The organism is Bacillus sp. OV322 (assembly GCF_900112495.1).
GTDB lineage: Bacteria > Bacillota > Bacilli > Bacillales > DSM-1321 > Peribacillus.
The window spans coordinates 85,058-104,701 of record NZ_FOMA01000009.1 but is presented as its reverse complement, the minus strand read 5'-3'; the positions used below and the strand labels follow the sequence as shown (position 1 = coordinate 104,701).

21 protein-coding genes, 2 pseudogenes and 1 other annotated feature are annotated in these 19,644 nt (G+C 40.9%); of the genes and pseudogenes, 5 read left to right on the top strand and 18 right to left on the bottom strand.

Translation table 11 applies throughout. The features are described from left to right. Window positions 1-132: M4 family metallopeptidase (locus BM126_RS19815; RefSeq protein WP_177201473.1), on the top strand; the 132-nt coding region annotated here is incomplete at its 5' end. 243 nt (window positions 133-375) lie between these two features. Here the strand turns inward: BM126_RS19815 and arsC are convergent. The 8 genes from arsC to BM126_RS19780 all read right to left on the bottom strand — a co-directional run bounded on the left by arsC (window position 376) and on the right by BM126_RS19780 (window position 5,208). Beyond that, window positions 376-795 (bottom strand): arsenate reductase (thioredoxin), encoded by a 420-nt coding sequence (arsC, locus tag BM126_RS19810; RefSeq protein ID WP_090991137.1) that lies wholly within the window; start codon window positions 793-795, stop codon window positions 376-378. A 23-nt stretch (window positions 796-818) separates the two neighbouring features. Further along, complete coding sequence (locus tag BM126_RS19805; protein WP_090991136.1) at window positions 819-2,117, bottom strand: arsenic transporter; 1,299 nt, start codon at window positions 2,115-2,117, stop codon at window positions 819-821. Between the two features lie 12 nt (window positions 2,118-2,129). Next, entirely contained in the window at window positions 2,130-2,480 is a 351-nt protein-coding gene (locus tag BM126_RS19800) for an ArsR/SmtB family transcription factor (protein ID WP_090991135.1), read from the bottom strand. Window positions 2,481-2,655: 175 nt separating this feature from the next. Continuing rightward, a complete protein-coding gene (locus BM126_RS19795) occupies window positions 2,656-3,075 on the bottom strand; it encodes an ArsI/CadI family heavy metal resistance metalloenzyme (RefSeq protein WP_090991134.1) in 420 nt (139 codons plus the stop codon). Between the two features lie 47 nt (window positions 3,076-3,122). Then, window positions 3,123-3,296, bottom strand: a complete 174-nt coding sequence (locus BM126_RS22595; protein WP_177201520.1) for a hypothetical protein — start codon at window positions 3,294-3,296, stop codon at window positions 3,123-3,125. A gap of 104 nt (window positions 3,297-3,400) precedes the next feature. Then, window positions 3,401-3,853 carry a MarR family winged helix-turn-helix transcriptional regulator gene (locus BM126_RS19790; protein WP_090991133.1) on the bottom strand — a complete coding sequence of 151 codons (453 nt, stop codon included), beginning with the start codon at window positions 3,851-3,853 and terminating at the stop codon, window positions 3,401-3,403. 55 nt (window positions 3,854-3,908) lie between these two features. Beyond that, complete coding sequence (locus tag BM126_RS19785; protein ID WP_090991132.1) at window positions 3,909-4,115, bottom strand: hypothetical protein; 207 nt, start codon at window positions 4,113-4,115, stop codon at window positions 3,909-3,911. A gap of 139 nt (window positions 4,116-4,254) precedes the next feature. Further along, window positions 4,255-5,208: an NAD(P)-dependent alcohol dehydrogenase gene (locus BM126_RS19780; protein ID WP_090991131.1), complete on the bottom strand. Its 954-nt coding sequence runs from the start codon at window positions 5,206-5,208 to the stop codon at window positions 4,255-4,257. Window positions 5,209-5,508: 300 nt separating this feature from the next. On the opposite strand from BM126_RS19780, the gene BM126_RS19775 reads away from it, so the two are divergent. Beyond that, entirely contained in the window at window positions 5,509-5,805 is a 297-nt protein-coding gene (locus tag BM126_RS19775; RefSeq protein WP_090991130.1) for a hypothetical protein, read from the top strand. 42 nt (window positions 5,806-5,847) lie between these two features. Here the strand turns inward: BM126_RS19775 and BM126_RS19770 are convergent, their stop codons facing one another. Continuing rightward, the gene (locus tag BM126_RS19770; protein ID WP_090991129.1) at window positions 5,848-6,639 is read right to left on the bottom strand and encodes an alpha/beta fold hydrolase; all 792 of its coding nucleotides are present in this window, start codon (window positions 6,637-6,639) and stop codon (window positions 5,848-5,850) included. A gap of 326 nt (window positions 6,640-6,965) precedes the next feature. On the opposite strand from BM126_RS19770, the gene BM126_RS19765 reads away from it, so the two are divergent. Further along, window positions 6,966-8,429 carry a SulP family inorganic anion transporter gene (locus tag BM126_RS19765; protein WP_090991128.1) on the top strand — a complete coding sequence of 488 codons (1,464 nt, stop codon included), beginning with the start codon at window positions 6,966-6,968 and terminating at the stop codon, window positions 8,427-8,429. 46 nt (window positions 8,430-8,475) lie between these two features. Here BM126_RS19765 and BM126_RS19760 read toward each other — a convergent pair whose 3' ends face one another. The 4 genes from BM126_RS19760 to BM126_RS19740 form a co-directional block, all read right to left on the bottom strand. Beyond that, window positions 8,476-9,579 carry a threonine aldolase family protein gene (locus BM126_RS19760; protein ID WP_090991127.1) on the bottom strand — a complete coding sequence of 368 codons (1,104 nt, stop codon included), beginning with the start codon at window positions 9,577-9,579 and terminating at the stop codon, window positions 8,476-8,478. Window positions 9,580-10,021: 442 nt separating this feature from the next. Next, window positions 10,022-10,666 (bottom strand): Type 1 glutamine amidotransferase-like domain-containing protein, encoded by a 645-nt coding sequence (locus BM126_RS19755; RefSeq protein ID WP_177201519.1) that lies wholly within the window; start codon window positions 10,664-10,666, stop codon window positions 10,022-10,024. Window positions 10,667-10,680: 14 nt separating this feature from the next. Continuing rightward, window positions 10,681-11,244 carry a GNAT family N-acetyltransferase gene (locus BM126_RS19750; RefSeq protein ID WP_090991147.1) on the bottom strand — a complete coding sequence of 188 codons (564 nt, stop codon included), beginning with the start codon at window positions 11,242-11,244 and terminating at the stop codon, window positions 10,681-10,683. Window positions 11,245-11,303: 59 nt separating this feature from the next. Next, window positions 11,304-11,545 (bottom strand) — a binding site (T-box leader). Between the two features lie 791 nt (window positions 11,546-12,336). Beyond that, on the bottom strand, window positions 12,337-13,410 hold the full coding sequence (locus BM126_RS19740) for an alpha/beta fold hydrolase (RefSeq protein ID WP_256213201.1): 1,074 nt from the start codon (window positions 13,408-13,410) through the stop codon (window positions 12,337-12,339). 639 nt (window positions 13,411-14,049) lie between these two features. Here BM126_RS19740 and BM126_RS23450 point away from each other — a divergent pair. Together BM126_RS23450 and BM126_RS19730 are read left to right on the top strand one after the other, a co-directional pair. Beyond that, window positions 14,050-14,838 (top strand): annotated as a pseudogene (locus tag BM126_RS23450) (transposase); the annotation flags it as partial. 196 nt (window positions 14,839-15,034) lie between these two features. Continuing rightward, window positions 15,035-15,544: pseudogene (locus tag BM126_RS19730) on the top strand (GyrI-like domain-containing protein); the annotation flags it as partial. Window positions 15,545-15,711: 167 nt separating this feature from the next. On the opposite strand, the gene BM126_RS23445 reads toward BM126_RS19730, so the two are convergent. The 5 genes from BM126_RS23445 to BM126_RS19710 are packed head-to-tail and all read right to left on the bottom strand — an operon-like array spanning window position 15,712 to window position 19,343. Next, window positions 15,712-16,065, bottom strand: coding sequence for an aminoglycoside adenylyltransferase domain-containing protein (locus tag BM126_RS23445; protein ID WP_218154482.1), 354 nt, complete (start codon window positions 16,063-16,065; stop codon window positions 15,712-15,714). Window positions 16,066-16,094: 29 nt separating this feature from the next. Further along, on the bottom strand, window positions 16,095-16,493 hold the full coding sequence (locus BM126_RS22650; protein ID WP_218154481.1) for a nucleotidyltransferase domain-containing protein: 399 nt from the start codon (window positions 16,491-16,493) through the stop codon (window positions 16,095-16,097). A 25-nt stretch (window positions 16,494-16,518) separates the two neighbouring features. Further along, window positions 16,519-17,079: a maltose acetyltransferase domain-containing protein gene (locus BM126_RS19720; RefSeq protein WP_090991124.1), complete on the bottom strand. Its 561-nt coding sequence runs from the start codon at window positions 17,077-17,079 to the stop codon at window positions 16,519-16,521. Between the two features lie 33 nt (window positions 17,080-17,112). Next, window positions 17,113-18,318, bottom strand: coding sequence for an MFS transporter (locus tag BM126_RS19715; protein WP_090991123.1), 1,206 nt, complete (start codon window positions 18,316-18,318; stop codon window positions 17,113-17,115). Between the two features lie 17 nt (window positions 18,319-18,335). Beyond that, on the bottom strand, window positions 18,336-19,343 hold the full coding sequence (locus BM126_RS19710; RefSeq protein WP_177201518.1) for an ROK family transcriptional regulator: 1,008 nt from the start codon (window positions 19,341-19,343) through the stop codon (window positions 18,336-18,338). Between the last annotated feature and the right edge of the window lie 301 nt (window positions 19,344-19,644).

The window sequence follows — 19,644 nt, the reverse complement described above, 5'->3', positions numbered from 1 at the left end:
TATCTGACTTCTTCTGCTACTTTCTCACAAGCAAAAGCAGCAGCCATTCAATCGGCAGCTGACCTTTATGGATCTAGCAGTGCAGAAAAAACAGCAGTTACAAATGCTTTCACTGCAGTAGGAATTAATTAATCGTTTTCTATTCCTAGCATAAAAAAACCAGCTTTTAAAAGGCTGGTTTTTTTCTTATTGTACATATTCTAAGTATAGACACTCCAATGTTAATGAAATAAGAGGTTGCAAGTTTTTGCTAATTAACTTCTGTTAGGAGTGTACCATGCAGACTTATTCATTAAAAAACAAAGGAGGTGAATTTCAGTGAACATTCACTCGTTGTTTTAGATATAGCAAGGACCTGGATAATCCTCTTTTCCGTTATTCCCCGCTTTCCGCAAATCTGTTGATGCGTTCTCCGATTTCATCACGTACACGCTGGAAAACGGCCCATTTTTCTTCATCTGTTCCTTGTGCTTTAGCAGGATCATCAAAGCCCCAGTGTTCCCGCCTAATATGCGGCGGTGTCATCGGACATTTGTCTGCAGCATCACCGCAGAGGGTAACAATCATATCTGCAGAATTCAAAATTTCATTATCAATAATATCCGAGGTTTGGCCGGAAATATCGATGCCCGCTTCATTCATTGCTTTAACAGCTTTCGGGTTCAATCCGTGCGCTTCAATGCCTGCGCTTAGGACTCTCCATCCTTCAGCAAGATATTTTTTCCCAAAGCCTTCTGCCATTTGGCTGCGGCAGGAATTTCCTGTACATAAGAAATAAATCGTTTTTTCAGCCATGTTGTTTGCTCCTTTTATAGTGGTTAGTGGATAATAATCAGCCAAATATATAAACCGGCCAGTGTAATGAATAAAGTAGGTATGGTTAAAATAATTCCCGTTTTAAAATACGACCCCCAGGATATCCTGACTCCTTTTTGCGATAGTACATGAAGCCATAATAATGTAGCAAGAGAACCGATTGGTGTAATCTTCGGCCCCAAATCAGAACCGATAACATTAGCATAAATAAGTCCTTCTTTTATTACTCCAGAAGCATGTGTGTGTGAAATGGCAAGAGCATCAATCATGACAGTCGGCATATTGTTCATGACAGAAGATAGAATCGCGGCAATGAATCCCATTGAAACCGTTCCAATGAACAAGCCGTGCTGGGCTGCTGAGTCTATCACATCTCCTAGAACATTTGTCAGCCCCGCATTTCTTAATCCGTATACAACGACATACATGCCAATGGAAAAGAACACAATGGCCCACGGGGCACTCTTAATAACGTGTTTGACTCTAACTGCAGAGCTCCGTTTTGCCATAAACAAAAAGAAAATGGCGATAACCCCCGTTATAAATGAAACGGGCACATTCCATAACTCACTAATGAAATATCCAATTAATAGAACAGCTAACACGATCCAGGACAGCCGGAACATCAGCTGATCTTTTATGGCCTCAGCCGGCCTTTTGATGGTATCAGGATTATATTTTTTTGGAATACTTTTCCGAAAATATAAAAACAGGACCAAGATGCTGGCTGCCAAGGAAAACAGATTTGGGATAATCATCCTTGAAGCATATTGTATAAATCCGATTCCAAAGAAATCAGCAGAAACAATATTCACCAGGTTGCTCACGACAAGCGGCAATGAAGTCGTATCGGCAATAAACCCGCTCGCCATGATAAATGGGAAAATCATTTTATCGTCAAGCTCCAGGTTTCTGACCATTGCCAGAACAATTGGTGTCAGAATAAGAGCTGCTCCGTCATTGGCAAAAAGCCCGGATACTACTGCTCCCAGCAGACTGACATATATAAACATTTTTAATCCATTTCCTTTAGCAGCTCTTGCCATATGCAAAGCCGCCCATTCAAAGAAACCAATTTCATCTAAAACAAGGGAAATAATAATAATTCCGATAAAGGCAAGTGTTGCATTCCATACAATGTGTGTAACGCTAATAACATCATGAAAGTCGACAACTCCTGCTAATAAAGCAAGAAACGCACCTCCGCAGGCTGACCAGCCAATGGATAAATTCTTTGGCTGCCAGATGACAAGCGTTATGGTAAATATAAAAATGAAACAAGCTAATATAACTGTGACCAACCTTGCATCTCCTTATTTGCAGCAGGCAATTCTTTTCCCCTGCTTTTCTATCTTCTCTAATTTATCGCTTTGTTTTGGCAAATCCCTAATGATGTTTGAAATAAATCCATAATAAGAGGAATCCTGATTTAACGAATAAAAGATCCATTGCCCCCTGCGAGCTTCACTAACAGCCCCCGCGTCCTTTAACTTTTTTAGATGCTGGCTGATTGCAGGCTGGCTCATATCAAATAGATCTGTAAATTCACAAACGCAGCACTCATACTCAGACATAATCTTCACCATGGACAAACGTGTTTTATCACCCAGCAGCTTTAAAAGCCGGGCTGATGTTTCAATATCCATTTCCTGCTTTGGCTGCATATAAACCTCCTCTGTTAATAGCAGATAAGAATTCTCTTAATATAAGAAACAGTATATAAGTAAACCCTTATATAAGTCCATGTTTTTTATAGCAAATGAAAAAAGCATCCTCCTTTTGGGGAAGATGCAGATTAAATAAGGGGCAATGTCAGCTTAACTTGACGGAATATAGTATTTATTTCAGTTCCGCTTTTTCAGTGCAGCAAGACTTATCTGCTGTATCCACATTATCTGCATCACCTTTTGTAAAGAAAAATTCCCACTCATTTCCGTCAGGATCTGTTACCCAGAATTTATCCTGTGTGGCATAGCAGCAGGTAACATCCATTTCTTCGCGGGTAAAAAATCCTTCTTTTTCTAAACGTGTTTTATGGTGCAGTACTTCGTTAGCATCCTCAACCTGAAAGCCAAAGTGGCCTACCTGATTTCCCGAGACACTATCTTTTAGGTTGAGCGTGAAATTCAACCCTGGATCATTCAATAAAAATTTCGCATAATCCTCTTTTAATTTAACAGGCTTTTCGTTAAACACCTTTTGGTAAAACTCGATGGATTTCGCGAGATTGGTTACATTGATTCCGACATGCATATTCATTGTATCTCTCCTCTATTCATCTATTTGTTTTTGCATATGAAAGCTATTCATTCACAGCAGCAATCGATAAGTGTGTTACGATTTTCCCTGTACAGCACCTTTTTGATCCAGAAAGACAGGATGTGATTTTTCCTTTTGCTGCGAGACAACCTGTTAATATACTTCTCATGCTCTTCCATTTTCGCTTTCACCATGATTTCAGCTTCAAATTCATTAAACATGATATCTCCTCCCCTTCTTAAACTAGATTACTTACGTTCATATCACCCCTTTCAAAGCTATTATTTGCAATTTGCAAGTAATAGGGTTTAGATCTCATTTTTGACTAAAAAGGAGCGGTGCAGCATACTGAAGAATTTCTCATGCGATCATTCAGCAGAGTTAAAGAACGAATCACAGTTTCTTTTTCAAATTCATTCATTGTAGAAAAAATTTCATTCAAATAATCATTCATCTGCTGTTCAATGGATTCATTGATTTCCATTCCTTTTTCCGTTAAAGAAAGGATGGAGATTCTTCGGTCAGAAAGATCCGGCGTTTTTTGCACTAGTTTCATTTTTATGAGTGATTGGATTTGTCTGCTGAACGTTGTGATGTCTGTTCCCAATGTGTCTGCAATTTGCTGAATCGACGGCTGGTGCTGACGCTGTACTTCATAAAGAATATGGCTTTGCACAAGAGTAACATCCATCCCTCCAGCACTGCAGCAATTTTTATTTAATAGTCCAAAACGCCTTGTCAAAAGCTGAAAAAGACCTCGCAGGTTTTCAGTTTCCATTCATTTCACCGCACTTTCATTTATACTTTATACAATTGCAAATTGCAAATATACTTCAAGACTTTCCTTCTTTTATTTTCAGATATGCTTCAATAAACCGCCGATTTGTTTGTTCTCCAAATGATAAGGGATTGCCGTTAAAAAAGGTACTCTCTATATATTCCTTTGCCTCATCGAGATGGAACTGGCGCGACGCCATGACCAATTTAAAATATGCTTCCAAATATTGCGGAGACAAATCACCAGAACGATTTACTGTCATAAAATCACCCGCTCTCTAGGAATTAATTTCCTTGTTTTTATTTTACAAACAATACTTGCATTTTGCAAATATTATTTAAAAAAATGTTAAAAATTATTTATCTATTCCACCTACCAGTTTTGTTTGTTTATTTATATGGTCATTTAATCTTTAGAACAACCTTGCCCTTAGTCCTCCCGCTTTCAACGTGTCTATGTGCCTCTGCAATTTCATCTAAAGAAAAGTATTTTTCAACTATAGGTTTTATTTCTTCTTTTTCTACAAGCTCCCGCAATAGATCCAAATCACTGTCAGCCGGTTTTGCAAGGTGAATTTTTGCCTTCTTTGTGCCTATCAGGGAACCGAGCATCAATTGAATGGGATGATACTTGGGGTAGAGTGCATGTTCCGTTATATAAATCCCCTTCTCGTCAAGAGAACGCAAGCAGCTGAAAAAGGTCCTCTTTCCGACAGCATCAAGTATGATATTATACGTCTCTCCATTATGAGAAAAGTCTTCTTCCGTATAATCAATTACATGATGGGCTCCTAAGTCTTTAACCCAGCCCATATTTGTGGCGCTGCAAACGGCGGTAACCTCCGCTCCGAAGTATCTGGCAAGCTGAACGGCAAAGTGGCCGACACCTCCTGATGCACCGTAGATTAATACCTTATCCCCCTCTTTAATATGTGCTGTATCCCGCAATGCCTGCAGTGCAGTCTGCGCCGCACACGGGATAGCGGCTGCCTCTTCAAACCTTGCGTTATCAGGCATATGGCTTAAAACACTTTGCCGCGGGCAGACATATTCTGCATGGGAGCCAACACAGCTTCCGAAAACACGGTCGCCAACCTTGAATTTTTGAACCTCTTTTCCAACTGCTTCAACGGTCCCTGCAACATCTATCCCCAGAATGGGTGTTTTTGGCTTTGTAAAACCATTTTCTAATCTAGTAGGAAGATACCCTTTTCTATACAAAGTGTCATACTGATTCACTGAAGCGGCAGCCACTTTAATTAATACTCTATCTTCATCCTTGATGGCCGGCTTATCAACATCCCTTATCTGCAAGACTTCGGGAGATCCATAGGAATGATAAATGGCTGCTTTCAAATGGGTAACCTCCTTGAATTTGAAGGATGCTAGATTTCAATAATTGAACCCGCAGTTATTTATTTCCGTTTAAATGACTTGAATCCAATGATAACAACAGCAATAATTACGGCAAACCATACATACCATTCCATACGGTTTCCTCCTAAATGGATTACCCTTCACAAAATTGTACCTTTCTAAGAATATTACCCATATATCCAAAATATTCATTGCACCCTTAAAGCTAATGAGCAGCTTTGTAAAAAAAATACATTTATTATATAATTTAGAAAATTGCATAAGATGAGGAGGACGAATTTGAATATAAAAAAACTTTTATTTAAAAAAATCCAATATAACGTAAGCGGGCTGATTTCTAATCCCCTTGGCCTTTTGGTTGTTGTCTATTTTTCATCAGCATATGCTGTCAGAAAATGGACCTATACATCTGTATTATTAATTATTCTTTTTCTCTTAATAAGCTGTTTATTTTTCAGTTGCTTAGAAATTGTATTAAGCAGGCTGCTTGGAAAGAAAAATATTGCTGTGGGCCAAGGCTGGCATATTTTCGGAATATTTTGCATGATGTTTTTGTATTATTTTATCATCCAATAAAAATCACTCGCAGTTATCCCCCAATAAATATAAGGCTTTCAATCATCTAAGAAACTCCTGAATCATGATGATTTGCTCTTCGGTATTTAATGCAGGGGCATGGCCAAGTTTTGGAATCGTGCGCATTTCACAGTTTTGTTTCTGCTCCATTTTCTGCGCAATATTAAGCGGCAGAACATCAGATATCTCACCGCGGGTGAGCAGAATATCCGCTTTGATTTTATCCCAGTGCCCCCATAAATCCAGGTCTTCGGTATGCTGGAATTGAAGCGAGATATTGGGGTCATAATCCGGGCTGACCTTGCCATCATCTCTTCGTCTTTGCGAATTCAGGGTAAAATCTGTCCATTCCTGCTCATTCGAAAGACCGAATGTCCTGTAAATACTTTTATAATAATTTTTTAATTCTGTGAAGGTTTTGAATGCAGGAGGAGCTCCAACATAGCTGATGATCCGGCTTATTCCTTCAATATCCTCTACACGGTTTTCAGAAGCACCTGCCCCAATATCATTTAATACCAAGTGTGTAATCCTGTGCTGATGGGCAGGTGTGCCGCTGACACGGATGCCGATTGCGCCCCCCATCGAAGTTCCCACCCAGCGGACCTTTTCAATCCCAAGATGATTCAATAACCTGATGGCAAGATTGCTGTACGTTTCAAAGCGGTAATCTCTTTCAGGGTCCGTGCTCCATTCGCTTTGTCCGCGCCCGATGGTATCAGGGCAAATCACATAATACCTGTCAGCCAGATGACTTGCCAGGATATCAAAGTCCCGCCCATTCCTGGTCAGACCATGCCAGCAAACCACAGCCGGGTTCCCCGGGTCCCCCATTCCGTAAAATGAACTTCCATCCCGCCAATTGTTTCAAATCTTGATCTAGGCTCTATCACTAAGGAAACCCCTTTTCTTTATGAATTCATCTACATCTTATTATTCAAGATAGTTAAAGATATCCCTTTTTTCAGCTAATATCCTTCGCTATAAAACGTGGCTGATAGATAAGTATTAAAGAGCTAGTTTGAAGAAATCTAACATGTTCGCGTTTACATGACAGTTAACAAATATGCAGCAATCAGGTATAATTGCAACTGTCTAAAACGGCCCCGGCTTTCATGAGAGTTGAAAGTCAAACAAATTATTAGAAGAGGTGTATTTGGTTGGATTTGCAAAAAATTAAATATGAATGGTTTGGGAATATCAGGGGTGATATTCTTTCTGGTCTGGTCGTAGCATTTGCATTGGTTCCGGAAGCGATTGGTTTTTCTATTATTGCAGGAGTCAATCCGATGGTTGGTTTATATGCTTCCTTTTGCATTGCTCTTGTCATCGCCTTTGTGGGCGGCAGGCCTGCGATGATTTCAGCTGCAACTGGTGCCACTGCCTTATTGATGGGCGGCTTGGTGAAAGGTCATGGCCTGCAGTATTTGCTTGCAGCTACGATCCTGACAGGCATTATCCAAATTATTTTCGGATCTTTGAAGATAGCACGACTAATGAAGTTCATACCGCGGTCTGTTATGACGGGCTTTGTTAATTCACTGGCCATCCTGATATTCATGGCACAAGTGACCCATTTTCAAGGAGCAACATGGGTGATGTATGCAATGGTTGCCGGAGGCTTAGCAATTATATATTTGTTCCCGCGAATTACGAAGGCTGTGCCTTCACCGCTGGTCGCAATCATTGTGATTACTATTATTGCTGTTGCAACCGGAGCGCATGTACGCACAATTGGAGATTTGGGCAGTTTAAGCCAGTCTCTGCCTACATTCTTTATTCCGGATGTACCGTTTAACCTGGAGACACTCCGTATCATTTTTCCATACTCGCTGGGAATAGCTTTGGTAGGGCTGATTGAATCCCTTTTGACTGCCCAGATCGTGGATGACCTGACAGACACATCAAGTGACAAAAACAGGGAAGCACGCGGCCAGGGGATAGCCAATATTGCTTCAGGATTATTCGGCGGCATGGCAGGCTGCGCGATGATCGGCCAATCCGGCATAAACGTCAGGTCTGGCGGCCGGGGAAGACTTTCCACCTTTGTCGCAGCTGTCTTTTTAATGATTTTAATTGTTGCTTTAAACGATGTTCTTGTAAAAATCCCGATGGCTGCCTTAGTGGCCGTCATGATTATGGTTTGTATCGGAACCTTTGACTGGTCATCTCTCAGGAAATTGCCGATCATGCCCATTACAGATACAGCCGTAATGGTCGTTACCGTGATTACGGTTGTTGCAACGGACAACCTATCTATTGGAGTAGTAACGGGTGTTATTTTAAGCGCCATTTTCTTTGCTTCCAAAATGTCCAAGGTTGAAGTAAAAACTCTAACGGGTGCAGATTCACATAAGAAAACCTATAAAGTGTACGGCCAGCTTTTCTTTGCTTCTGTTACTGATTTTGTGGATCAATTCGATTTTAAAGAAGAAATTTCTGAAATGGATCTCGACTTATCCAACACACATCTTTGGGATGATTCAGCCGTAGGCGCCATTGATAAAGTTGTGTTAAAGTACAGGCAAAATGGCGTAAAAGTGCATATTAAAGGATTGAATTCCGCCAGTACCAAGCTGATGGATAAACTGGCTGTCATTAATGCTGCTGAAGCTACCAAGTAAAACTATGAAGCAAAAAACCACGTTCACAGGAACGTGGTTTTTTGTGTTACTGAGACAGGGTGGCAGTTTTCACTTTTTCCTTCAGCAGCCCAAAGGCTTCTGTGATTTTTTCTTTTGGAATATCTTCAAAAGAATCTCCCAAACTCATTTCAAAATAGCAGGAATTTTCCCCGCTGCTGTTCAAATAGCTTGTGATACCGATGCCGGTTTCCTGCTGAAGTTCGGCCAGCACTTTTTCAGCCTGTTCTGCAGGAAGCTGGAAATACACGTGAAACATATTGGAAACAGGCACTTCAGGAAGTGTTGATATATGTTCACAGGAATTGAAGTGCCCAGCAAGCACCATCGCCTGCTCATAATACAATGGCATCTTTTCAAAGCGCTGATTGAAATAATAATCCGATGAAATGATATAAGGATACAGGCTGATTAAATCACCGCCATAGCGTCTTTTCCAGACCTTTGATTCTTCAATGAAAGATTCACTACCAGCAAGAATCGCCCCTGCAATTCCGCCGATTCCTTTATAAAATGACATATACACACTGTCAAAAAGAGCACAAACCTCAGCAGCAGATTTCCCGTAATAAGGAAGTACCTCAAGCAAACGCGCTCCGTCCAGATGAAGGCGTATCTTTTTTTCCTGACAAAAAGCAGAGATTTTCTCCAGTGTTTCAAAGCTTGGCAGCTGGCCGCCAATTTCCCGCTGAGGCAGCTCAAGCAGTACACTTGAAACCTCATCTTCCATGCTGACGATATCTTCAAGCTCAATGACCCGGGTTTTGTCTGCAAGAAGAACTGTTTCAATGCTGTGCAGCTTTTTCAGGCCATCTTGTTCATGAATTTCAAGGTGGCTCAACGGATGATAGGCAACTTTCTTTATGCCCTTTTCATCACACCAGATCCGGAGTGCAATCTGCTGGGCCATCGTGCCGCTCGGAAAAAAGACCGCCGCTTCCTTGCCCAATAATGCAGCCATCTTGTCCTGGAAATCCTCAATCACCTTCCCTTTTCCGTAAATATCGCTATCCAGTGTGGCTTCGATATCTTGAAAGGCATCTTTAAGTACGCCAGCATCACGATTGCCATGGCCTCCAAATAGATAGCTGCTATTGTTGAATGTCTCTCTTAATGACAATGATTCCTTCATTATGTCTGCGCCTGCCTTTTTCTGAATATTTCAATGATAATTTACTATAACATGGAACTATCTATTAAAACGCTTTAATATCTTGACACTCCACCAGGAATCGTGTGGATTTTTTCAGAAGGCTGTTTTCGTAAGCTTTGCTGCTATGGAACAAGATGGTTGATTTCCGCTCCAGGATGCTCGCTTTCCGCGGGGCGGGCGGTGAGCCTCCTCTGCTGCGCCTGCGGGGTCTCACCTGTCCCGCTTATCCCGCAGGAGTCTCGCACCTTACACTCCAATCAACCTGGCTTAACTATTGGAGTGCCTCGCAGTACTTATTAAAAAACAACACTCTTTAAAAAAAGAGCCTTTAAGAATCATGCAGCTTTTACAGATAATCGTGCAGGTTTCTGACAAAATCATGCGACTTTACCTATTAATCATGCAACTTTTAAATCCCCTGCTAAATAGCAGAATTGCTGCCCATTAACTGTTTATTTCCGTCTTTAAAATGATATACATCATGAATATACTCCGTTATGTTGCCATCACAAAGGATTGCACTTCCATTTGGGATGGCATAGATGTCTCTATTCTGAGATAAAGGAATAAGCTCTTCATCAATGGTTGCACCATAATGAACTTCCACGCTGTAATCCAAGATTCCCAAACCTTTTATAAAATGAGTTTCTGGATAGTCATCGTCTTTTGTGATCAAACAGTCTTTACAGAAAATGAGTGCGCCTGCACTGACGCCGATCATCATTCCGGAAAATCCTTGAATAGCTTGCAGCAGATTTTTTTCTATCAATCTATTCATTAACAGTTCTGGTCTGCCTCCAGTAAAATATAGGATTTCACAAGTTTCAATCTTCTGTTGCATTTCTATACTTGTTAACGAATCATCAAGCAAGGAAATCTGCACCAATCCAATGTCTGCAAACATTATTTTTGCTGATTGAACCCATTTATCCCGTTTTGATTCCTCTGTTGCAAAAGGAATAATCAATACCTTGTTACTGGCATCTGTATATCGGGACACAGCATCCATTACATCGTCAAGCTCTCCTGCAGAGGGATTTCCCCCTCCGATTAAACATACTTTCATCATCATTCTCCTCGTTATTTAATGACAGAATAAATGCAGGTGTCAGTCAGCCTTTTTCCATCTGCGGACAAATCTTCATTCCTTAGGATCCCTTCCAAACGAAAGCCAAGTTTTTCAGGAATCGCGCGGCTTTTACTGTTTTCAGTTTCACATCTGATTTCAGCTCTTCTGCAAGAAATCGTATTCAGGGCCAGGTTTGTTAATTCCTGTACCGCTTCTGTCATATATCCTTTTCCTGTGAATGCTGTATTCATCCAGTAACCGATTTGACAGCTTGGGATATCCCAATCTATGTCCTGAAGGCTTGCTGTTCCTACGAAATCATTGTTTTCCTTTTCAAAAAGCAGAAAGCGGAAAGCTTCTCGTTTTAAAAATTTCACATGAGCTATTCTGAGATTAATTTCTGTTTCTTCAACTTCTGGAATGGTTTGAGCAAATGGCAGCCATGCTTTCAATTCAGTAAAAGAAGCCCTTATTGCGTTATTCACGACGATTCCGTCACCCTTCTGCCGGGGAGCTCTCAAAATTAATCGGCTTGTTTCTATTTGCGATGGGACTTCAAATAATATTGGATTCACTGCCTTACCCTCCATTTCTAAAAAAAAAACGAAAAAACTCCCGCCTCCAAGACAACTGTCTTGAGGGCGAGAGTTATAGATAGCTTCGCGGTACCACCTCAGTTTGCTGATACATCGCTGCATCAGCCTTTTCGGGTAAAATACCCTATCTTGATATCGGAAGAATCCGTCATGTTACCCCGCACAGGGCCATGAAACTCCAAGTCTTTATTCATTAAGCAGATTATTGCTCCCTTTCAGCAAGGCAGGAGCTCTCTGTAAACAACTCTTACTCAGCTACTCATCTCTTCATCGTCTTTTATATGCGATTTTTTATATACTACCAGTTATTTACTGATTTTTCAATCATTTCTTAATACTTAAGGACTTTTAATGCCCACTGTAAGGAATCATGCTGCTTTACATATAAATCATGCTGCTTTGCAGGATAATCGTGCAGGTTTCCGGAAAAATCATGCGACTTCTCACATCAATCATGCGCTTAAGAACCATCCGCGCTAAATAGTAGACAATTGCATGCTAGTTACTCAACCTTCGCACCTAGAAAAATATGTTGAGTTTAAATGGCTGTAATGTTCAATGTTGTTTAACCTAGGGTACTTGCCTTTAAAAATAAGCATGAAAAAGCACCTCATCGTTTGGTATAGTTGATTTGTCGAGAATCAAATTATCCATACAGAAGAGGTGCCTCCTATATGATAGCGAATAATGGACAACATAAGCAACTACCAAATGAACTTACATCCACAATTAAAGAATTACAGGTGCTAAAACCTCTAAAAAAAGCCGGTATCACAAAGTCTATTGGCTTTTCTTGTGGGTATCTTTTTCAAGTGATTTTTTGTTTGATCTTTGAAAATAAGAACTGGTTCCGGACGCTAGAAACTTAAAAAATCTTCCGATTTCCCTGCCCTAAACCTTAAGCTATTGGCAAACCTATTTCAGCCTTTCTATTGATTTTCTTTCGAAAAACCAGTCAAGAAATGATCAAGCTGTACCCAAGAAACTCTGCTGAAAATGGGCAATCCTTAAGGTGTATTTTGTTTACAGAAAGTGAATTACTCAGGGCCACTTTGGATAATCCGTGGCACATTAAAATTCGTTCCCTTTTCTTATCGGCTCAGATCTCGAAGGAAGCCATTCAGCAATATAAAGAGGCAAAGTGTCGGTTATACTGATTGTGGCATGTCCACGTTCCAGAACTCGGTACGTTTTATCTTTACTTGAAACAAGGTTCATCACTGGCTTGATCATTTCAAATGGCACTAGATTTTCATTTTCGGTAGTAACCACAAGGAGATTACTTTTGATATTCTTAAGAGAAGCCCTTTTGTCCTTAATATAAAGAGTGTCCTTGACGAGTTTATTATGCCTGACCCAATCATGCATCATTTGTTTTATAGCTGCCCCAGTCAATGGAATGTGCCCATTGGTCCAGGCATTGAGACGACGCCAACTGGCGACATATTGTGGATCATCGGCCTTGTTGAGGAGTGAGAGATAAGGAGAGTAATATATTGGGGAGGTAATTAAACGCATTCCCTTTTTCACATAGCCTGCAGGGATTATGTGAATGGCATCCAGAAATTCATCAAAATTTACAGAATCCTCCCGAATTGCTTCTGCCCATTGATCAAATGTCGGAGAGTGGCTGAAATCTACAGGTGCTGCTGAAAGTATAAGATTTTTTATCGGTTCATCAGCTACAGCAGCATACATGGCAACAAGTGTCCCTCCAATACAGGAACCGATGATTGTTATCTCCTTTGCCCCCGAATGCCTAAGCGCCCTTTGAACACCTTTTTGAATATAATCCAGAATATAGTTGTCGATATTCGTTTCTCCGTCTTCGTATCCAGGGCTGCCGAAATCCAGTAGATACACCTCGTACCCTTCTTTACCAAAAGCCTCGATCATACTCATGCCTGGTCCTAGATCCAGTATGACCGGCTGATTTATCAGTGAGTAAACAATAAAAACTGGCACCCTGTATTTTTTTTCAACCGGAGGGTAATACCACAAAGTTGCCTTATTTTTCTTCCAAACGTGTTCTCTTTTCGTAACTCCCATTTCAGGCATAGGAGCCTTCAGGGTCATTAATGCTTGTTTCCATTTGGGTGTGAGCCCTTTTGTGCCCTTGCTGTTGTCTTGTTTACCATTACTCATTTTATGTCCCCTTTCCTTTGCATTAAAACGGCCAACATGGTTGTAAGGGAAGTGGTATCATATAACTTAAAATTCGATGCAATTAGTCTTTGCTAGTAGATTGTTATATCAGTTTTACCGCTACCCGCAATGAAAACTTGTCCAGCCAGTTTAAATCTGTCTCTAATCCAGAGTGTGCTACATTGCTGGTTTGCCCCTGCTAGTTATTAACGAAATCGGTAAATCCCGATAATTGCTATAGTAACCATACCCTAAGCATCGATACATTCTCCAAGCTATTCGTCATGATCACCACAATTGGCATGTCCAAAAATCCGCTTTTCCTATTTAAATCATGCACGATTATCGGGGATTAATATCCAAACCGGTGACAATAACTAATAGTTTAAAAGCGTGCTCCCCCTATCCTTATCTTATAAAATATGTAAAATATACAGAAGGGAAATGGACAAACGTTTAGCAGAGTATAGAATAAAGTAGTGATTAGAAAGTCCGTTCACTCCATTCTTTACACGATCCTATGCATCTCTCTCATCAAAAAACTGCAGCTCATTGATTTTATGAACAGCTTTGTATCAGTACATAATGTGAGCTAAGTTTTTTTAAATTGTTAACTAAGATATTAGAATCTCATTAAATCCTAATCACTTTTCATTATTGAGCTCAAAAACAAGCCAAATTAGCGGAACAACAAGTAAAATCGATAATCGCAGCTCAGGCTATAAACGACGCCTTGAAGCCACCAGAACAAATTCCAGATAGGATTCAACGTGCATTGGATGCTGGGGTTGATGCCTCTTTTGTGTTGATGGATACTTGGTTTACCCATCAACCACTCATTAAGAACATCAAAGAACTAGGGCTTGATGTAATTGGCATGGTTAAGAATTTAAAGTAACGATACTTTGTAGATGGTGATCGTGTCAGTTTAAATGAACTTTATAGTTTAGCACACCCATTCAAGGAAAAAAAGGGCTTCTTCGCTCCATATATACCAACCAAGCCAATGGGGTTCCAGTCAAAATGGTCTTCGTTGTCAACCGTAATAAAAAGAGTGAGTGGCTAACTATTTTAAGTACAAACTGTACGTTAAGTGACCAAGAAATCATCAGAATTTACAGCATGAGATGGGACATTGAGGTCTTTTTCTAAACGACGAAATCCTTATTAAAACTCCAAAAGGAGTATCAAGGTCGTTCTTATGATTCCTTAATTAGTCATAGACGATTTGTCTTTACACGATACATTGTACTATCCTGGCAAAATCGATGTAGCACGGACCAAATAACATTGGCCGGTATGTTTTGTGAACATCAGTGACCTTGATTGGGCTAATGTGCTTCAGCAATAATCGAGCTTCTTCAAGATACCCGGAAAGAGAGTAACAAGAAAATCCAAAAGTTAATCAAAAGTCAATTACAACAATAGCTAGCTGGCTTATATCAAGACATATCTGCCTATTTCAGTATGCGAAAGTTGAGCTAGTTATTTATCTCCATCTTTAGAAAACTTATATAATTCCACCGTGGAATAGACCATATTGAATACTGATCAAACTTGACAGTACGACAGGGATAAATTTACTTTTTATGGTATTATATTTACAAAAGCCTGTTCCAATAAATTCCTAAAAATATCCTTTCAATAATGAATAAAGGGAGACACTGAAATCGAGTATAGAATCGAGAATTTAGATTTTGAGATAATAATTGCAGGTAGAGGTAGACCAGTTAAAACAAACAGAGCCTTCAAAACTATTCCATCACTTTGGAGCAAGGCGAAAAAAGAAGGTTTCATGCAAGAATTAAAAGATATGTCCTGGGAGAATCCCAAATGTTCACTAGAAGGAATTTTAGGCGTTTGCGGAAATGAAGCAGCCATCACTGATGAAGAAATCAATTATTTTATGGGGGTACGTTATGATGGCGAGGTACCTGAAGAAATGCAAACACAAATCTTGCCGCCAAGTACTTGGGCTGTTTTCCCGAATATTACGGAGGCCTGGAAACGTTTATATTCTGAATGGCTTCCCTCCTCAGGATATGAACTTGCTAGTTTGCCTTGTATAGAATGCTATTACGGACCCGGGCATAAGCCGCGTCATGAATTATGGGTCCCGATTATTTCTAAATAACAATTAAGTACTTTATCTTTAATTCACGAAGCAGCTATTGATAATGAATACAGCCATTACCTCATAGAATGGCTGCTTTTTTTCTCACCCAATGAAATCTTAGGGCACTTTTCACCATGTAATTAAGGCTGTATTCTATAAATATATTCTTTGCATTATAAGCTAATTTAATCTTTAAAGAGCCCATTGCACTCCACTATCATATACTCCATATACCCCAGCGCGTCTCTTCGCCTCTCAAATACAGATTTGTAGGAGGATTTCTTGATGCCTTTCCTAAGCCTTAGTGATTCATGAATAATTTTATGCCACTTCTCAGGCACAGTTTGCAATCCATATTCACCCGCACCTGCCTTGGAGGTGATGTCGTATTCTCTAAAAGTAAAATAAAGTCGTGAAATTCCTAATACTCCCCATTCAATACAGTTCAGACTAGCTAGCGAATATATGTATCGGACTGAGGGGAATTTTCTGCAGCTATAAACCCAGTTCTCCCAATAGGTGTTAAGATTATTCCTCATATTTACCAATAATATGTCCCAGTCCACGTCTAGCTTGGGCCTTTTACAGTGATTCCGTATTTTTTTAATTGATACGCATCAATGGAGTTTTTATCAAACAAGTTTTCACCATAAAACTTGCCTTCATTAAAGCGGAGGGCGGGAATTTCTTTTTTGTCCCTGCAGCCCAGATCTCCCTGTATAACATACCAGCCATCTAAAGGGATCTTGGAATTTTTGTGCATAAGCTGATGAACCCTTTTTAATATTTGTATATCTTCAGCAGCTGCTTTCTTCTTAATAACCGCAATAAAATCAATATCGCTGCTGCCTTCCTGATACGCGCCGAGCGATGATGAGCCATAAAGGTAGAATGCTTCAAGATTATCTGGCATCTCTTTTTCAAGATTATCAAAATATAAATCTAGCACATTGTTTACGCTGTCCATAAACCCTTCCCCCATCTATCCAGCTTCACAATTCAATATGCTTAATGATTTTTGCAGGATTTCCTCCAACAACCACGTTATCCGGCACGTCCTTTGTCACGACTGCACCTGAAGCGATAACGGCATTGTTACCGATGGTTACTCCCGGGTTGATGACAGCTCTTCCGCCTATCCAGACGTTATTTCCGATAGTGACCGGCTTGCCATATTCTAATCCGGAATTCCGTTCTGCCGGATTAAGGGGATGTGTGGCTGTGTAAATATGCACCCCTGGGGCAAGAAAACAGTTATTACCCATTTTGACTTCACATACATCCAGAATGACGCAGTCAAAGTTTGCATAAAAATTTTCTCCAACAAAGATGTTATAGCCATAATCACAACGGAAATTCGGTTCTATATATAAGCCATTGCCTGTGGAACCGAATAGCTCCTTCAGTAACTCTGTTCGTTTATCGATCTCCGTTTCCAGTGTTTCATTAAAAATCCTGACCTGGCGGCGGGCACTTACGCGGCCTTCTGCTAATTGTGGATCAGCGGGATTATACATTTCTCCTAGTATCATTTTCTCTTTTTCTGTTTTCATTGCACTCTCTCCTTAATGGTTAGCAGGATTTATTCACCCTGCAATATTTTGCTCCACCCTGATTTTTATAATTTTATTAATTTTTTCAGATGTAAAAAGCATCGCCATCATGTAAACGGCCGCAAGGAACGGAAATATGCCAATGGACGTATGTGAAGCAAGGATTCCGAGTAATGGCGGCAGAAAAGTCGTGCCCGTATAGGCAGCCGCCATCTGAAAGCCAATGATGGATTGCGAATGATGCTTGCCAAACCGTATTGGTGTTTCATGAATCATGCAGGGAAAAATAGGGGCCAAGCCGAGACCCGCCAAAATCAGGCCAGGAAGTGATATAAAAGCGGGCAGAGGCAGAATCAGGATCACTGCACCCATAAGCGCAATGATCTGCCCCGTCCGAATCAGCATTTTGCTGCTGATTTTTAGGGTAATGAACCCAGTGATAAGCCTTCCTATTGTAATTCCGGCATAATACAGCGATATCCACTGAGCTGCACCGGCTGCTGATATTCCTTTGCTTTGAACAAGAAAACTGCTCCCCCACAGGCCGACCGTTGATTCGGCACCACAGTAAAAAAAGAATGAAACAAGCGCAAACTTGACTCCTTTGATTGAAAGCGGTCTTGTTTTCCCGCTTATAGGTTCGGCTGGCTCTATATGATAGGATGCTTCAGCTTTGCTTTCCGAAATTTTTGATACTTTGGACCACAACGGCAGCACTAATAAGAGGACAAACGCTAAGCTAAATTGCAGAATCGATATGGTGAAATAGCCAGCTCTCCATGATCCTTGACCTGTAATGTAATGTGACATGATAATAGGCCCTGTGCTTGCCCCCACTCCCCAGAAACAATGCAGCCAGCTCATATGATGGGCTTTATAATGAAGGGCGACATAGTTGTTTAACACAGAGTCAATCGCTCCTGCACCAAGACCGAGCGGCACTGCGAAGAGAATAAGCCAGACGAGGGACGATGAATAGGAATAGCCCAGAAGAGCCGCCGCCGTCAAAATCACACTGGCAAATGTAACGTTCCCGGTTCCTAAGCGTCTATACAGCCAGCCGCTGGCTAAACTTGAAACAATTGTGCCGGACGCAATCGCCATAAAAATATAACCGGCTGTTTCAAGGGACTGCTCAAATTCCGGCTGCATCACAGGCCAGGCTGAACCCAGTAAAGAATCTGGAAGCCCGAGACTGATGAATGCCAGATAAATCGCTATCAATAATAATGTCGCCATTCATTCTCACTCCTTCTCTAGCTCCTCAGTATCCGTTTCAAGGCAAGATATTGCAGCCCATGAAGGTAATCCTCGCGCCAGTCGCTTAATGCCAGCTCAGGGAGATGCTCTTTTGGCACATATTTTGTGCTTTCCTTTATAAGGACGGGAATTTGCGAAACATGGAATTCCTTGTGATTAAGAATAATTTCATGCGGGTTGATGATCGCCGCAAGTGACGCAATCAGCCTGCTGATGGCCTTCAAATTCACAATCCCTTTTCTGTCTTTTTCCTGCTGCATCGCCTGGAGGAAGCTGCACTCATCATAAAGCGGTACGAATGAAACTTCTCCCGCAAAGAACGTGCTCCCCCGGACTACATTTCCGTTAACAAGCAAACCTGCTCCAGGACCATTTTCCCCAGTATAGATATAGGCAGCGGAATGATCCATCCCCTTTCCTGACCGGTCATGATAACCAAGCACGGCCGCATTCATATCATTCTCCACGACAGCTGGAATGCCGAATCTTTCCTCGAATATGCCCTGCAGATCCAGATTTTGAAATCCCTCATAATCAGGAATAAAAAAGATCCGTCCCTTCTCAACAGAACCCGGCACACCGAAAGCAGCACCGCTGATTTTAGGAAACCTTTCCAGCACTTCTTGGGTCCACGCCATTAAAGCACCTTTGCCATCTTGAAGAAAGCTTTTGCATGACCCATGCTCCTTTACTTCCCCTAGGCAATTAAATACCGTGTAAACCGTTTCATTTTTTTCTAAAAAAACAGACAATCCAAGCATATATTCCGGATTATACACATAACGCTGTGCCCGCCTTCCGCCGCTCGATTCATCAAGGCCTGCAGCAAACACCTCCCCGCTCTTCTCCATACGTGAAACCATCTTGCTCACCGTAGGAAAACTAATGCCCGCCCTATCGCAAAGATTTGCCTTCGTAGCACTGCCCATCTGCAAAAGAGCAACCCGGATACCATGCATAATCTGTAATTCCCTTTCCTTTGAAGAAGACCACTTCTCGCCCAATACAATCACCCGCTTATGTAAATGCACTATTACGTATGAAACCGATCAGCAACTTATTAAACGCGTTTAATAAGTACCTGGAAAGTATATCATAAATGCTGATTTTTTTGAAAACTTTTTTAATAGGCTTTTTTGTAGAAATTGATTGAAGGAATAATTTTTTTAAAAGGCTGTTTTCGTAAACTTTGTTGCTACCTGAACAAGGGGTTGATTTCCGCTCCAGGATGCTCGCTTTCCGTGGGGCGGACGGTAAGCCTCCTCAGATTCGCTTGCGGGGTCTCACCTTCCCGCTAATCCCACA